At 69.5% G+C, this 15,181-nt stretch carries 12 protein-coding genes; 3 read left to right on the forward strand and 9 right to left on the reverse strand.

Annotation, left to right across the window (positions count from 1 at the left end; all coding sequences use genetic code 11):
- Positions 1-199: 199 nt before the first annotated feature.
- The 3 genes from fsa to ACO06I_RS15300 are packed head-to-tail and all read left to right on the forward strand — an operon-like array spanning position 200 to position 2,462.
- A complete protein-coding gene (fsa, locus tag ACO06I_RS15290) occupies positions 200-853 on the forward strand; it encodes a fructose-6-phosphate aldolase (RefSeq protein WP_304697892.1) in 654 nt (217 codons plus the stop codon).
- A gap of 17 nt (positions 854-870) precedes the next feature.
- Positions 871-1,548, forward strand: a complete 678-nt coding sequence (locus tag ACO06I_RS15295; RefSeq protein ID WP_421933421.1) for a DUF484 family protein — start codon at positions 871-873, stop codon at positions 1,546-1,548.
- Positions 1,533-2,462: a tyrosine recombinase XerC gene (locus ACO06I_RS15300; RefSeq protein ID WP_421933422.1), complete on the forward strand. Its 930-nt coding sequence runs from the start codon at positions 1,533-1,535 to the stop codon at positions 2,460-2,462. The genes ACO06I_RS15295 and ACO06I_RS15300 overlap by 16 nt, the downstream gene beginning before the upstream one ends.
- Here the strand turns inward: ACO06I_RS15300 and ACO06I_RS15305 are convergent.
- From ACO06I_RS15305 to ACO06I_RS15345, 9 genes are all read right to left on the reverse strand, one after another.
- Complete coding sequence (locus ACO06I_RS15305) at positions 2,459-3,025, reverse strand: histidine phosphatase family protein (RefSeq protein WP_421933423.1); 567 nt, start codon at positions 3,023-3,025, stop codon at positions 2,459-2,461. The genes ACO06I_RS15300 and ACO06I_RS15305 overlap by 4 nt on opposite strands.
- Positions 3,026-3,090: 65 nt before the next feature.
- Entirely contained in the window at positions 3,091-3,351 is a 261-nt protein-coding gene (locus ACO06I_RS15310) for a hypothetical protein (RefSeq protein WP_421933424.1), read from the reverse strand.
- A gap of 52 nt (positions 3,352-3,403) precedes the next feature.
- Complete coding sequence (locus tag ACO06I_RS15315; protein ID WP_421933425.1) at positions 3,404-3,817, reverse strand: GNAT family N-acetyltransferase; 414 nt, start codon at positions 3,815-3,817, stop codon at positions 3,404-3,406.
- Positions 3,814-5,211, reverse strand: a complete 1,398-nt coding sequence (gene lpdA / locus ACO06I_RS15320) for a dihydrolipoyl dehydrogenase (RefSeq protein WP_421933426.1) — start codon at positions 5,209-5,211, stop codon at positions 3,814-3,816. The genes ACO06I_RS15315 and lpdA overlap by 4 nt, the downstream gene beginning before the upstream one ends.
- A 57-nt stretch (positions 5,212-5,268) precedes the next feature.
- On the reverse strand, positions 5,269-6,507 hold the full coding sequence (odhB, locus tag ACO06I_RS15325; RefSeq protein WP_421933427.1) for a 2-oxoglutarate dehydrogenase complex dihydrolipoyllysine-residue succinyltransferase: 1,239 nt from the start codon (positions 6,505-6,507) through the stop codon (positions 5,269-5,271).
- Positions 6,508-6,541: 34 nt separating this feature from the next.
- Complete coding sequence (locus ACO06I_RS15330; protein WP_421933428.1) at positions 6,542-9,496, reverse strand: 2-oxoglutarate dehydrogenase E1 component; 2,955 nt, start codon at positions 9,494-9,496, stop codon at positions 6,542-6,544.
- 76 nt (positions 9,497-9,572) lie between these two features.
- Positions 9,573-10,451, reverse strand: a complete 879-nt coding sequence (gene sucD / locus ACO06I_RS15335; protein ID WP_421933429.1) for a succinate--CoA ligase subunit alpha — start codon at positions 10,449-10,451, stop codon at positions 9,573-9,575.
- Complete coding sequence (gene sucC / locus ACO06I_RS15340) at positions 10,451-11,650, reverse strand: ADP-forming succinate--CoA ligase subunit beta (protein WP_421933430.1); 1,200 nt, start codon at positions 11,648-11,650, stop codon at positions 10,451-10,453. The genes sucD and sucC overlap by 1 nt, the downstream gene beginning before the upstream one ends.
- 150 nt (positions 11,651-11,800) lie before the next feature.
- Entirely contained in the window at positions 11,801-15,154 is a 3,354-nt protein-coding gene (locus ACO06I_RS15345; RefSeq protein WP_421933431.1) for a glycosyltransferase, read from the reverse strand.
- Positions 15,155-15,181 lie beyond the last annotated feature (27 nt).

Raw genomic sequence — 15,181 nt, forward strand, 5'->3', positions numbered from 1 at the left:
AGGCGACGTCGCAGAGGCCCGTCAAGATTGTCCACGAACCACAAGAACAGCGGGCCGGCGTTTGGCGTGCGGAATGAATCTGGGTCCCGGCCTTCGCCGGGATGAGCGGGAGTTGGTGCATCACGCCCCGCACATAGGCTGGCCGCGCCGGGGCGCAAAGGCTAAGGAAGCCCCGTTCATTCCCGCGCAGAGGCCCTTCATGCAGCTCTTTCTCGACACCACGGACACCGCGGTCCTGAAGGACCTGGCCGGAACGGGCCTGGTGGACGGCGTCACCACCAATCCCACCCTGATCGCCAAGTCCGGCCGGCCCATGCTGGAGGTCATCGCCGAGATTTGCGATCTCGTCGAGGGCCCGGTGAGCGCGGAGGTGGCCGCCACCGACGTGGCCGGCATGCTGGCCGAGGGCGCCAAGCTGGCCGCCATCGCCACCAATATCGTGGTCAAGGTGCCCCTGACCCGCGAGGGGCTGATCGCCACCGCCGAGTTCGCGGTGCAGGGCATCTCCACCAATGTCACCCTGTGCTTCTCGGCCGCCCAGGCCCTGCTGGCCGCCAAGGCGGGCGCAACCTACATCTCGCCCTTCGTCGGCCGGCTGGACGACCACGGCGCCAACGGCATGGAGCTGATCGCCGAGATCCGGGCGATCTACGACAACTACGAGTTCGACACCGAGATCCTGGCCGCCTCGATCCGCAACCCGGCCCACGTGACCGCCGCGGCGCTCGCCGGCGCCGACTGTGCGACAATACCGCCAGGGGTTTTCTTGGACCTCTTCAAGCACCCGTTAACCGAGAAGGGTCTTGAACAGTTCATGAGCGACTGGGCCAAAACCGGCCAGTCCATTCTGTAGAACCACAGGGGCGACGCATGGATCTCGGGGTCGGGCTGAAGGATCAGACGCTGGGCCCCGACGAGGTGCGCCGCTTCCTTTCCGACAACCCCGACTTCCTGCTGACCGACACCGCCCTAATGGCCGAGCTGAGCCTGCGGCCCGACGCGGCCAATATCGTGGACTTCGGCCCCGCGGCGCTGGCCCGCGTGCACGAGGCCCACAAGAAGGAATCCAGGGCGCGCAAGCACCTGGAGGCCACGGCCCGGGCCAACTTCGCCGCCCAGGCCCAGACCCACGGCGCGGTGGTGGACCTGCTGGATTCCCGCAACCACGCCGACCTGGCCCGCCGGGTGGACGAACTGGCCCAGCTGCGCTTCGGCCTGGCCGCCGGGGTCGTCGCCCTGGAGGGGCCTGACCGCACGCCGGCCGGCTGGCGGGTGATGGCCGAGGGTCAGATCGATCTGGTCATCGGTCACCAGCGGGTGGCCCTGATGGGCTTCCAGCCCACGGCTCTGGGCCTGTTCGGGGAACGCGCCCCGGAGATCAAGTCCATGGCCATGGTCCGCATGGCGATCTGGGAGCCGGCCCGCACCGGCCTGCTGGCCTTCGGGTCTTCCGACGCGCACGGCTTCACCGAGGACATGGGCGCCGAGCTGGTGGCCTTCCTGGCGCGCGTGGTGGAACGCACGGCGGAGCGATGGCCGGTCCTGTGACCACGGCCCGCGCGGTCCTGGCGCAGTGGCTGGTCCACCTGGCCCAGGAACGCCGCGCCTCGCCGCGCACGGTGGAGGCCTATGGCTTCGCCGCCGGCCGCTACATCACGTTTCAAGAGGGCCATCGGGGCGAGACCCTGACGCTGAAGGCCTGCGGTGAGCTGACCGCCGGCGAGATCCGCGCCTGGCTGGCGCACCTGAGGTCCGGCGACCATCCCCTATCGCCCCGGTCCCTGTCCCAGTCTCTGTCGGCGATCCGCACCTTCCACCGCTATCTCGACCGCCGCCACGACACCCCCAACCCGCACCTGGCCCTGGTGCGCGGCCCCCGCGTGAAGCCCTCGGCCCCGCGCCCGGTCACCGAGGACCAGGCCCGTGGCCTGATCGCCGAACCGTCCATGGACCCTGACCGCGAGGACTGGGAAGTCGCCCGCGACGAGGCGGTGCTGACCCTGCTCTATGGCTGCGGCCTGCGGATCTCCGAGGGGCTGTCGCTGAAGCGCTCGGACGCGCCGCTGGGGGACTCGCTTCGCATCGTCGGCAAGGGGTCGAAGACGCGGATCGTGCCGGTGCTGCCGGCCGTGCGCGAGGCGGTGGACGCCTATCTGGCGGCGGTTCCCTTCGTGCTCTCGCCGGGCGAGCCGCTGTTCCGCGCCAAGCGGGGCGGGGCGCTGAGCCCGCGCCACGTGCAGGCCACGGTGCAGGGGTTGCGCGGCCGGCTCGGCCTGCCCGCCAGCGCCACGCCACATGCCCTGCGCCACTCCTTCGCCACCCACCTGCTGGGGGCGGGCGCCGACCTGCGCTCCATCCAGGAACTGCTGGGCCACGCCTCCCTGTCGACCACCCAGCGCTATACCGACGTGGACGCGGCGGCGTTGTTGAGCGCGTACAACAGCGCGCACCCACACGCCTAGCGCAGGTGCGCCGTCTCGTTGAGGCTGAGGATGTTCCGCTGGCCGCTGCGGGCGCACATGTAGCGGTGGAGGCTGGTGTAGCGGGGCTCGAAGAACAGGCGCGGCGCCATGGAGAGCACGTGGGCGGTCCAGACATTGATCACGCCCCCATGGCAGAAGACCGCCACCCGCTGGCCGGGATGGGCCTCGATGATCTCCTCCAGGGCCGAGACGACCGCCTGCTGGAACTGGCCGATGTCGACGCCGTGGTCGCCCTCGGCCATGGCCTTCCAGGCGGCGTAGTCCTCGCGCTTGAGCTCCTCCATTGGGACATAGGCGCCTGAGTCGCGGTCGAACTCGGCGATGCCCTCGTGGTGGCGCAGCTCATGGCCGCTGGCCGCCAGCAGGGGGGCGGCGGTCTCGATGGCGCGCAGCATGGGGCTGGAATAGACCGCGTCGAAGCGCTCGCCCGCCAGCCAGTCGGCCACCTTGCGGGCCTGATCGTGACCCTCCTCATGCAGGGGCGGATCGGAGCTTTCGGCGCTGCGCACCGGCAGGCCATGGCGGATGAGCACGAGTTCCATCGGTTTCCTTCCCCGGAGGCTTTGCCCTCCAAGGGACCGATTTTCAGCCGCGCATCAAGGGGCGATCAGGGTTTGGCGAAGCGGCCGTCGCCCTGCGCTACGTCGCGGACGATAGTGGGGACCGGACAGCCCTGGACGGTGCGCAGGACCGGCAGGATCAGGGCCGCCTTGGGCAGGTCGCCGAGCTTCTGGGCGCCGGGCCTGGGCTTGAAGTCGGCGGCCGGCAGGGCGCGCCAGTAGTCGGCGCAGGGACCCTTGAAGGACTGGGACGGCGGCTGGGCATGGACCTGGGCGGCCAGGGCCGCGGCGATCAGCAGGGCGGACATGGGCATTCTCCCTCTAATTTGAAGGATATCACCGGGGCGCCGGCCCTTTAAGTTAATACCGCGCCATCCGCACCCAGGGGACGCCGTCGTCGCCCCGGTCGGTGACCCCGAAGCCCTCGCGGCGGTAGAAGGCCTGGGCGCGGGTGTTGGCGGTCTGGCACTTGAGGGAGAGCGGACCAGGCGCCTGGGCGGCGACATGGTCCAGCAGGGCCTTGCCGATCCCCGCGCCGCGCCGGGCCACATAGAGGGAGTGCAGGAAGCTGTCGCGGACATAGAGGGCCGCGACGCCCTCGATGCGCCGGTCGAGGACGGCCACATAGACCGCCTCCTCGACGGCGTCGCGCAGGAAGACCTGGGCGTTGTGACGGGCGGGCGGCAGCCAGGTGAAGGTCTCGCGCAGGACCTTCTGGTAGATGGCCGCGGCGATGGGCAGCTCCTCCGGACGGACCGGACGGACCTCTATCAAGCCTGCATGGTCCAGCCCTCGACGCCCATGGCGGCCTGGCGGCCGGCCTCGGAGCGGGTCGGGTGGGGGTGGACGGTGCGGGCGACATCCTCGCTGGCGGCGCGGAAGGCCATGGCCACGCAGTACTCGCCGATCATCTCGCCGGCCTGGGGACCGATGATGTGGACGCCAAGGATCTCGTCGGTGGCCGCGTCGGCCAGGATCTTGGCGAAGCCCTCGGTCTCGTGGTTGATCTTGGCGCGGCTGTTGGCGGTGAAGGGGAACTTGCCCACCTTGTAGGCGACCCCGGCCTCCTTCAGCTGCTCCTCGGTCTTCCCGACCCAGGCGACCTCCGGGTAGGTGTAAACGACGCTGGGGACCAGGTTGTAGTCCACGTGGGCGTGCTTGCCGGCGATGGTCTCGATCACCGCCACGGAGTCCTCCTCGGCCTTGTGGGCCAGCATGGGGCCGTGGATGGCGTCGCCGATGGCCCAGACGCCGGGGGCCGAGGTGGCGAAGTGGTCGGTCTCGATGAAGCCGCGCTTGTCGGGGACGATCCCCACGGTCTCCAGGCCCAGGCCGTCGGTATAGGGGCGCCGCCCGATGGCCAGCAGGACGTAGTCGGCGGTGAGCGTCTCGGCCTCGCCGCCGGCCACGGGCTCGACGGTCAGGCTGACATTGGACTTGCCGGCCTTGGCGCCGGTGACCTTGGAGCCGAGCTTGAAGGCCATGCCCTGCTTGGTGAGCGAGCGCTGGAAGGTCTTGGCGGTCTCGGCGTCCATGCCCGGCGTGATGCGGTCGAGGAACTCCACCACCGTCACCTCGGCGCCCAGGCGGCGCCAGACCGAGCCCAGCTCCAGGCCGATGATGCCGGCGCCGATGACGATCAGGCTCTTGGGAACTTCGGGCAGGGAGAGCGCGCCGGTGGAATCGACGATGCGCTTGTTGTCGACGGCCACGCCGGGCAGGCCCGAGGGCTCCGAGCCGGTGGCGATGACGATGTTCTTGGTCTCCAGGACGGTGACCGAGCCGTCGGGGCCGGTGACCTCCACCTTGCCGGGGCCGGCGATCCGGCCCATGCCCTTGATCCAGTCGGCCTTGTTCTTCTTGAACAGGAACTCGATGCCCTTGGTCAGCGCCGTGACGCTCTCGGCCTTCTGCTTCATCATCTGGGCCAGGTTGAGCTTGGGGGCGACGTCGATGCCGAGGACGGCGAAGTCCTTGCTGGCCAGCTCAAAGAGCTCGGAGGCGTGCAGCAGGGCCTTGGAGGGCATGCAGCCGACGTTCAGGCAGGTGCCGCCCAGGGTCGCGCGCTTCTCCACCACGGCCACCGACAGGCCGAGCTGGCCCGCGCGGATGGCGCCGTTGTAGCCGGCGGGACCGCCCCCGATGATGACGACGTCGTATTGGGCCATGAGCCTGGTCTTCCGAATTGAGAGATGCCGGGGAGGATATCGGGAGGCGAGCGCCCCCTAGATGTCCAGCAGCAGGCGTTCGGGGTTCTCGATGGCGTCCTTGACGTGGACCAGGAAGGTCACCGCGCCCTGGCCGTCCACCACCCGGTGGTCGTAGCTGAGCGCCAGGTACATCATCGGGCGGATCACCACCTGGCCGCCGATGGCCATGGGACGGTCCTGGATCTTGTGCATGCCCAGGATGCCCGACTGCGGCGCGTTGAGGATCGGGGTGGACATCAGCGAGCCATAGACCCCGCCGTTGGAGATGGTGAAGGTGCCGCCCTGCAGGTCTTCCATGGCCAGAGCCCCGTCGCGGGCCTTCTTGCCCAGGGCGCCGATGGCCTTTTCCACCCCGGCGAGGCCGAGCGCGTCGGCGTCGCGGACCACGGGAACCACCAGGCCGCGCTCGGTGCCGACGGCGACCCCGATGTCGTAGTGGTTCTTGTAGATGATGTCCTGGCCCTCGATCTCGGCGTTGACCTCCGGGACCTGCTTCAGGGCATGGACCACGGCGGCCACGAAGAAGCTCATGAAGCCGAGCTTCACCCCGTGGGTCTTCTCGAACACGTCCTTGTACTTGCCGCGCAGGGCCATGACGTTGGTCATGTCGACCTCGTTGAAGGTCGTCAGCATGGCGGCGGCGTTCTGGGCCTCCTTCAGCCGGCGCGCGATGGTCTGGCGCAGGCGGGTCATGCGGACCCGCTCCTCACGCTCATGGATCTCGCGCGGCGCGAGGGGGACGGCCGGCGCGGCGGGCGTGTTGGCGCGTGCCTCCAGGGCGGCCAGGGCGTCGCCCTTGGTCACCCGGCCGGCCTTGCCGGTGCCGGCGATGGCCGCGGCGTCGAGGCTGTTCTCGGCCACGATCCGCTGGGCGGAGGGGGCCAGCGGCGCGGCGGCGGCCAGGGCCGGGGCGGGCTTCGGCGCAGGAGCAGCGGCCGGCGCCGGAGCCGGCGCGGGGGCCGGGGCGGCGGCCTTGGGCGCCTCGGCCTTCGGAGCGGCGGCCGGCTTGGCGGCGGCGGCGCCCTCGATCACGTGACCCAGGACCGCGCCGGGGACGACGGTGGCGCCTTCCTCGGCGCTGATGGTGTCCAGCACCCCGTCGGCGGGGGCGGCGACCTCGAGGCTGACCTTGTCGGTCTCCAGTTCCACGAGGATCTCGTCCTTCCGGACCGCGTCCCCGGGCTTCTTGGCCCAGCGCGCCACTGTCGCCTCGGTGACGGATTCGCCGAGCGTGGGCGTCATGATGTCGGCCATTGGGGAGGTTCTTCCTGTTCTTTCGGGCGGTCGGTTAGGCGAAGGCTTCAGCGAGGAACGTCTGGAGTTCCTTCATGTGCCGGCTCATCTGGCCGGCGGCGGTGGAGGCCGAGGCCGGGCGGCCGACATAGCGGGCGCGCTTGGCCTTGATCTTCAGCCGGTCGAGGGTGAGCTCCAGCCACGGGTCGACGAAGGTCCAGCCGCCCATGTTCTTCGGCTCTTCCTGGCACCAGACCAGTTCGGCGTTGGGGAAGCGCGACAGTTCCGTCGACAGCGACTTCACCGGCCAGGGATAGAACTGCTCCAGGCGCATCAGATAGACGTCGTCGACGCCCTTCTCCTCACGCGCATCCAGCAGGTCGTAATAGACCTTGCCCGAGCACAGCACGACGCGGCGGATCTTCTCGGGCTCCACCAGCTTGACGGCGGTGTTGACGCCCCGCTCGGCGTCGTCGTGCAGGACGCGGTGGAAGGACGAGCCCTCGGCCATGTCCACCAGCCGCGACGTCGCCTTCTTGTGCCGCAGCAGCGACTTGGGCGTCATCACCACCAGGGGCTTGCGGAACTCCCGGCGCATCTGGCGGCGCAGGACGTGGAAGTAGTTGGCCGGGGTCGAGCAGTTGACGACCTGGAGGTTGTCCTCGGCGCAGAGCTGCAGGAAGCGCTCAAGCCGGGCCGAGGAGTGTTCCGGGCCCTGGCCCTCGTAGCCGTGGGGCAGCAGCAGGACCAGGCCGCTCATCCGCAGCCATTTCCGTTCGCCCGAGGAGATGAACTGGTCGATGACCACCTGGGCGCCGTTGGCGAAGTCGCCGAACTGGGCCTCCCACAGGACGAGGGTCTTGGGGTCGGCCAGGGAGAAGCCGTACTCGAAGCCCAGCACCGCCTCCTCCGACAGGGCCGAGTCGATCACCTCGAAGTGGGCCTGGCCGGGGCGCAGGTTGGAAAGCGGCTGGTAGTGGGCCTCGGTGGTCTGGTCGATCAGGTCGCAGTGACGTTGCACGAAGGTGCCGCGCACGCTGTCCTGGCCGGCCAGGCGGACCGGGAAGCCGTCGTCCAGCAGGGTGGCGAAGGCCAGGTGCTCGCCCGTGCCCCAGTCCAGCCCCTCGCCGGTCTCGATGGCCACGCGGCGGTTGTCGATGGCGCGCTTGACGGTCTTGTGGATGTCCAGCCCCTCGGGGATGGCGGTCATCCGGTTGCCGAGGTCCAGCAGCTTCTGCAGGGGCACGCTGGTGTCGCCGCGGCGGTCGTCGCCGTCGGGCAGGGCCAGGCCTGCCCACTTGCCGTCCAGCCAGTCGGCCTTGTTGGCCTTGTAGGTCTTGCCCGACTCCATCTCGCGGTCGAGGAAGTCGTCGAATTCCTGCATCCAGCCGGCGACGTCGGCCTCGGTGATGACGCCCTCGCCGATCAGCTGGCGGGAATAGAGTTCGCGGGTCGAGGGGTGGTCCTTGATCTTGGCGTACATCAAGGGCGAGGTCATCGTCGGGTCGTCACCCTCGTTGTGACCGAACCGGCGGTAGCAGAACATGTCGATGACCACGTCCTTGCCGAACTGCTGGCGGAACTCGGTGGCCACCTTGGCGACATAGGTCACGGCCTCGGGGTCGTCCCCGTTCACGTGGAAGATCGGGGCCTCCACCATCAGGGCCACGTCCGACGGATAGGGGGACGAGCGGCTGAAGGCCGGGGCGGTGGTGAAGCCGATCTGGTTGTTGACGATGAAGTGGATGGTGCCGCCGGTGCGGTAGCCCTTCACGCCCGAGATGGTGAAGCATTCGGCGATCACGCCCTGGCCGGCGAAGGCCGCGTCCCCGTGCAGCAGCAGGGGCAGGACGTGGGTGCGGCCGGAGTCCGGGTTCTCGCGCAGCAGGTTGGCCTGTTTGGCGCGGGCCTTGCCCAGCACCACGGGGTTGACGATCTCCAGGTGCGACGGGTTGGCGGTCAGCGACAGGTGGACGTTGTTGTCGTCGAAGGAGCGGTCGGACGAGGCGCCCATGTGATACTTCACGTCGCCGGAACCCTCCACGTCCGAGGGCAGGCTGGAGCCGCCCTGGAACTCGTGGAAGATGACCTGGTAGGGCTTGGCCATCACCGCGGCCAGGACGTTCAGGCGGCCCCGGTGGGGCATGCCGATGACGATGTCCTTCACCCCCAGCGCGCCGCCGCGCTTGATGATCTGCTCGAGCGCCGGGACCATGGCCTCGCCGCCGTCCAGGCCGAAGCGCTTGGTGCCGGGGAAGCGCTTGTGCAGGAACTTCTCGAAGCCCTCGGCCTCGATCAGCTTCTTGAGGATGGCGACCTTGCCCTCCTTGGTGAAGTTGATCTCCTTGTCGCGGCCCTCGATGCGCTCCTGCAGCCAGGCCTTCTGGGCCGGGTCGGAGATGTGCATGTACTGCACGCCGATGTCGTTGCAGTAGGTGCGGCGCAGGATGGCCAGGATCTCGCGGACCGTCCCGGTCTCCAGGCCCAGCACGAAGTCGAGGAAGATCGGACGGTCGTAGTCGGCCTCGGTGAAGCCGTAGGAGGCCGGGTCCAGCTCGGTGGCGTCGCCCTCCGGGATGGCGATGCCCAGGGGATCGAGATTGGCCCGCAGATGGCCGCGCATCCGGTAGGCGCGGATCATCATGATGGCGCGCAGGGAATCCAGGGTCGCGGCGCGGACGGCCTCGGGGGTGGTTGTCGGGGCGGCGCGCTCGGCCACCTTGGCGCCGACCTTGGCCTCCACCGCCGGCCACAGGCCGTCGATGGCCGAGAGCCAGTCGGGACGGGCGGCGGGCGCGGATTTCTGGGTCCAGCCGGGCTTCACCGCCGCGGCCTTCACCTCGTCGGCGCGGTCCTGCAGGGAGGCGAAGAAGGCCCGCCAGGAGGGCTCGACCGCGTTGGGGTCGGACGCCCACTTCGCATAGAGATCCTCCACGAAGGCGGTGTTGCCGCCATAGAGGAAGGAGGTCTCGGCGAGCACCTCGTTGATCAGACCTGCGTCGTCCGCCATTTCGTCCGCTTTCCCGGGGGGCCGCGGCGCTTCATCAAAGGAGCCGAGCGCGGACCGCCCTACGCTTAAATTCGCCCTAGGCCTTCTTAAGGACCTCAAGGAGGGTTTCGCCCAGCTTCGCCGGAGACGGCGACACGCGGATCCCCGCGGCCTCCATCGCGGCGATCTTGTCCTCGGCGCCGCCCTTGCCGCCGGAGATGATCGCGCCCGCGTGACCCATGCGCCGACCAGGCGGCGCGGTGCGTCCCGCAATAAACCCGACCATAGGCTTCTTGGTTGCTGAATTTTTAATGAATTCAGCCGCGTCTTCTTCCGCGGAGCCGCCGATTTCGCCGATCATGATGATCGATTCCGTCTCCGGATCCTTCAGGAACATGTCGAGGATATCGATGAACTCGGTGCCCTTCACGGGGTCGCCGCCGATACCCACGGCCGTGGTCTGGCCCAGGCCCACCTGGGTGGTCTGGAACACGGCTTCGTAGGTAAGCGTGCCCGAGCGCGAGACAACACCCACCGAGCCCTTCTTGAAGATATTGGCCGGCATGATGCCGATCTTGCAGGCTTCCGGGGTCAGGACGCCGGGGCAGTTGGGGCCGATCAGCCTGGTTTTTGAGCCGCTGAGCGCGCGCTTCACCTGGATCATGTCGGCCACCGGGATGCCCTCGGTGATGCAGATCACCAGGGGAACGCCGGCGTCTATGGCTTCCAGGATGGAGTCGGCGGCGAAGGCGGGCGGGACGTAGATCACGCTGGCGTCGGCGCCGGTGGCCCGGACGGCCTCGTCGACGGTGTCGAAGACCGGCAGGCCGATGTGGGTGGAGCCGCCCTTACCCGGGGTGACGCCGCCGACCATCTTGGTGCCGAAGGCGATGGCCTGCTCAGAGTGGAAGGTGCCCTGGGCGCCCGTGAGGCCCTGGCAAATGACCTTGGTGTTCTTGCCGATGAGGATGGACATCAGGCGGCCCCTCGCACGGCTTTGACAATCTTCTCTGCGCCGTCGGAGAGATCGTTGGCGGCGATGACGTTCAGGCCGCTCTCGTTGATGATCTTCTTGCCGAGCTCGGCGTTGGTGCCCTCCAGGCGGACCACCAGGGGAACCGTCAGGCCCACCTGCTTGACCGCGGCCACCACGCCCTGGGCCAGGACGTCGCAGCGGGCGATGCCGCCGAAGATGTTCACCAGGATGCCCTTCACGTTGGGGTCGGCCATGATGATCTTGAAGGCCGCCGTCACCTTGGCCTCGTCGGCGCCGCCGCCGACGTCCAGGAAGTTGGCCGGCTCGGCGCCGTAGAGCTTGATGATGTCCATGGTGGCCATGGCCAGGCCCGCGCCGTTGACCATGCAGCCGATCTCGCCGTCGAGGGCGATGTAGCTGAGATCGAACTTGGAGGCCTCGATCTCCTTGGGATCCTCCTCGCTCTCGTCGCGCAGGGCGACGATGTCGGGGTGGCGGTAGAGGGCGTTCGAGTCGAAGGAGACCTTGGCGTCGAGGACGCGCAGCTGGTCGTCGGCGGTGACGATCAGCGGGTTGATCTCCAGCATGCTCATGTCCTTGGCCAGGAACGCCGTATAGAGCTGGCGCAGCAGCTTGGACGCCTGCTTGGACAGGTCGCCCTTCAGGCCGAGCGCCTTGGAGAGCTTCAGGCCGTGGTGGTTCCAGACGCCCGTCGCCGGGTCGATGGAGAAGGTGATGATCTTCTCGGGGGTGGAATGGGCCACGTCCTCGATGTCCATGCCGCCTTCGGTGGAGGCCACGACCGAGACCCGGCTCGTTTCGCGGTCCACCAGCAGGGACAGGTAGAATTCCTTGGCGATGGCCGCGCCTTCCTCGATGTAGAGGCGGTTGACCTGCTTGCCCTTGGGGCCCGTCTGATGGGTCACCAGCACCCGGCCGAGCATCTCGGTGGCGTTGGCGCGGACCTCGTCGATGCTCTTGACCACCCGGACGCCGCCCTTGGCGTCGGGGCCGAGACCCTCGAACTTGCCCTTGCCGCGACCGCCGGCATGGATCTGGGATTTCACCACGAAGACCGGTCCGCCCAGGGTTTCGGCGGCCTTGACGGCCTCCTCCACGGTGAAGGCCGGATAACCACGCGGGACCGCCACGCCGAACTCGGAGAGGACGGCTTTGGCTTGATGCTCGTGTATATTCATGAGGTCGCGAAACGCGCTGTTTGGGCCCGCCCAGTGCGGCGAGAAGCCGGGGTATAAGCGCCGTTCCGGACCGTTGCAACCGCGCCACGGTCAGAAAAATACGCGCGCGTCCAATTGCCCGAGCCGGTGTTCTTCAAGGCGGAACACAAGCTAGCGCACGCCTTCCGCAGCGACATTGGCGGTGCGCTCCAGCTTGCCCCAGCCCACCTTGGCGCCCCGGACGGCGGTGCGGATCGACTTGAGCACGACATAGTACATCAACTGCCGGTAGCCGAACCTCTGGGCCGGCAGCCAGATCAGGTCGCTCCAGGGGGCGCGGCGCTCCAGGGCCATGCCGAGGGCGCCGGCCGAGAGGTCCAGGAAGATGAAGGCCGCCCAGTAGAACAGCGGCCGGGCCAGGTCGTCGGGGGACCACTGCACCGGGTGATAGACCGCCGCATAGACCGAGGCGCCCAGGCTCCAGACCACCGCCAGGTCCACCAGGGGCGCCACCACGGTCAGCAGGATCTGGAACAGCCAGATCTGCGGCAGGGCGACGAAGCCGAGGATCGGATGCTGGCGATCGAACAGGCCCGCCCGGTGCTTCCACAGGCACTGCAGGGTGCCGAAGGACCAGCGGAAGCGCTGCTTGAGTAGGCCCGACACGGTTTCCGGCGCCTCGGTATAGGCCCGCGCCTCGGGATCGAACTCCACCCGCCAGCCGGCCCGCTGGACGGCCAGGGTCAGGTCCTGGTCCTCGGCCAGGGTGTCGGCGGGATAGCCCCCCAGCTCGGCGAGGGCCGACTTGCGCCAGGCGCCCACGGCGCCGGGAACCACGGTGACGGCGCCCAGCGCCGCCAGCGCGCGGCGCTCCAGGTTCTGGGCGGTGACATATTCCAGGGCCTGCCAGCGGGTGATCAGGTTGCGGCGGTTGCCCACCACCGCATTGCCGGCCACCGCCCCCACCCGCGGGTCGGCGAACCAGCGGGCGAGCTGGCCGATGGTGTCGGGGGGAAACAGGGTGTCGGCGTCCAGGGCCACCACGATCTCGCCCCGGGCCACGGCCAGGCCGCGGTTCAGGGCGTGGGCCTTGCCGCCATTGGGGAAGGACATCAGGGTCACGCGCGGCTCGTCGGCATAGGCCTCGCCCACCACCTGGGCGGTGCGATCGGCCGAGCCGTCGTCCAGGACGATGACCTCCAGCCGCGGCCAGTTGGAGTTGAGGATGCGTGCCACCGAGGTGACGATGACCTTCTCCTCGTTGAAGCAGGGGATCAGGACGGTGACCGGCGGCCCCTGCTCGCCGTCGCTCATCGGCGGGGTGCGGCGCTCGATCCCGGCGCGGTGGACCAGGGCCAGGACCCCCAGCATCAGCAGGCGGGCGACACCCAGGCCGATGGCGGTGAGGAACAGCCAGCGCAGGGTGAGCTGCGCCCCGTGGAAGAAGCCGAAGCCCACCCGGTCCAGCAGCATCTCGGCCGAGGTCCGCGAGGTCGGCGGCAGGGCCTGGGCCGGGGTCATGCCGGCCAGTTCGGCCACGCTCACCAGGCGGTAGCCGTGGGCGCGGAGCTGGTCGATCAGCTCGGGCAGGGCCGCGACAGTGCGGCTGCGGTCGCCGCCGGAGTCGTGCAGCAGCACCACCTGGCCGGCCCGCTCGGTGTCGTCCAGCCGGTCGAGGGTGCGCGAGACGATCAGCCTGGCGTCGGGCTTCTTCCAGTCGTCGGGATCGATGCGCAGGCCGACGGTGAGATAGCCCAGGGCCTGGGCGGTCAGCAGGGGCTCGACCTCGCTGGGGGTGGAGGGCTCGGCGTCGCCGAAATAGGGCGGCCGGAACAGGCGCAGGGACTTGCCGGTCAGGGTCTCGAACAGGCGCTGGGTGGCGTTCAGCTCCAGCCGCGCCTCCTGCCTGGGGACCTCGGCGATGTTGGGATGTGTCCAGGTGTGGCCGCCGACGGTCTGGCCCTCGGTCACCTCGCGGCGGACCAGGCTGGGATACTTCTCCATGTTCTCGCCGATCACGAAGAAGGTGGCCGGGGCGTGCTTGGCCTTGAGGATGTCGAGGATCTTCGGGGTCCAGCGGGGATCGGGGCCGTCGTCGAAGGTGAGCGCCACCAGGCCCGGCCGGGCGCCGTAGCGGTCGATCACATAGGAGGTGGGCATGACCTGGTAGGTCTCGGCCGCGATCAGGCCGCTGCGGGGATCGGTCTCCAGGGACCGCTTGCCGGCCTGGGGGGTGGCGGCGACGTGGAGCACCTCGCCGGTTCCGTCGAAGTTGACGTCCTGGCCGGGGCTGAGGGTGTCGAGCCCCTGGATGGAGAGCTTGCCATAGGCGTGGGGCAGCAGGCCCCAGACGTCGGGATCCTCCGCCCCCAGCCGCCACAGGGCGTAGCCCAGGGGATGGTAGGGGTCGGCGACCCGGAGCTGGTTGTGCAGGGTGGCGGCGTCGAGGAACCAGACCACGTGCCGGGCGCCGGCGTCGTCCGCATAGGCGAAGGTCGGGTTGAGGGCGTCGGGGTCCATGGCCACCGAGGCGCCGGCGTCGTGGGCGAGCTGGGTGGCCTCGTTGAAGGTCACCGCCTCCGCCCGGCCGGGCTTGCCGGGGGCCGGCAGGGTCCAGTCATAGCCGTAGGCGCCCAACGCCAGGATGGTGCGGGCGGGATCGAGCCGGCCCAGGCGCTCGGCGGTCCAGGTCTGGAACCAGGCCTGGCCGGCCGGCGAACCGGCGTCGCCCGTGCCCCAGTGCTGGTCGTAGGCCATCAGCACCAGGACGTCGGCGGCGGCCTGCAGCCGCTTCAAGGGCCAGGAGTCGTCGGCGAAGGGGGCGGTGACCCAGAGCTCGCGCCCCTGGGGCTTCAGGGCCGCGCGGACCTCCGCCAGGAAGGCCGGATAGGCCGCCGCCGCCCGGGGCGACAGGTTCTCCAGGTCGAAGACGTAGCCGGCGTAGCCATGGGCCTTGGCCAGGGCCGTCAGGTTGGCGGTGAGCGCGTGGCGGGCGGCGGGATCGAGGATCACGGCGTCGGCCTGCGGGCCGTTCCACACCGAGTCCTGGGCGTTGTGCACCACCGGCAGCAGGGAGGGCGGCTTGCGGGCGCCCTTGATGATGGCCTCGGCCTGGGGGTCGGCCGTCAGGGTCAGCCGGCCCCGGGGGCCGTCCAGGGCGATCCACTGCGGGGCCACCACGTCCAGGGCCTCGACGTGTCGGGCCAGGGACTCCCGGGAGCTCTCGTCCCAGGAGACGTAGAAGCCGACGTTCAGCGGCCGGGCGGGGCCGGCCACGCCGGGGTGGCGGGGATGGGGCACCCGGGTCCAGGCGCGATGGCCCCTCAGCCGGTGGGCGGTCTCCACGTGCAGGCCGCGCAGCACCCGGGGATCCTTCAGGTGCAGGGCCGGCAGGGTGGGGGCGAAGGCCAGGGTGGCGAAGAAGGCCGCCACCAGGGCCGCCAGCAGGGCCAGGCCAAGCCCCCCCGCCAATTCGGCGCGCCGGGCCCGGCGGCCGGAGGGATCGTGGAAGATGAAGTCGGCCATGGCTGACGCCTGGAGGAGAGACGCCTC

This window comes from Phenylobacterium sp., from assembly GCF_965229015.1.
Lineage (GTDB): Bacteria > Pseudomonadota > Alphaproteobacteria > Caulobacterales > Caulobacteraceae > Phenylobacterium.

Bases quoted from the DNA above. Each gene is read 5' to 3' on its own strand.
- fsa (WP_304697892.1), top strand. From the start codon at position 200: ATGCAGCTCTTTCTCGACACCACGGACACCGCGGTCCTGAAGGACCTG.
- ACO06I_RS15295 (WP_421933421.1), top strand. From the start codon at position 871: ATGGATCTCGGGGTCGGGCTGAAGGATCAGACGCTGGGCCCCGACGAG.
- ACO06I_RS15300 (WP_421933422.1), top strand. From the start codon at position 1,533: ATGGCCGGTCCTGTGACCACGGCCCGCGCGGTCCTGGCGCAGTGGCTG.
- ACO06I_RS15305 (WP_421933423.1), bottom strand. From the start codon at position 3,025: ATGGAACTCGTGCTCATCCGCCATGGCCTGCCGGTGCGCAGCGCCGAA.
- ACO06I_RS15310 (WP_421933424.1), bottom strand. From the start codon at position 3,351: ATGTCCGCCCTGCTGATCGCCGCGGCCCTGGCCGCCCAGGTCCATGCC.
- lpdA (WP_421933426.1), bottom strand. From the start codon at position 5,211: ATGGCCCAATACGACGTCGTCATCATCGGGGGCGGTCCCGCCGGCTAC.
- odhB (WP_421933427.1), bottom strand. From the start codon at position 6,507: ATGGCCGACATCATGACGCCCACGCTCGGCGAATCCGTCACCGAGGCG.
- ACO06I_RS15330 (WP_421933428.1), bottom strand. From the start codon at position 9,496: ATGGCGGACGACGCAGGTCTGATCAACGAGGTGCTCGCCGAGACCTCC.
- sucD (WP_421933429.1), bottom strand. From the start codon at position 10,451: ATGTCCATCCTCATCGGCAAGAACACCAAGGTCATTTGCCAGGGCCTC.
- sucC (WP_421933430.1), bottom strand. From the start codon at position 11,650: ATGAATATACACGAGCATCAAGCCAAAGCCGTCCTCTCCGAGTTCGGC.
- ACO06I_RS15345 (WP_421933431.1), bottom strand. From the start codon at position 15,154: ATGGCCGACTTCATCTTCCACGATCCCTCCGGCCGCCGGGCCCGGCGC.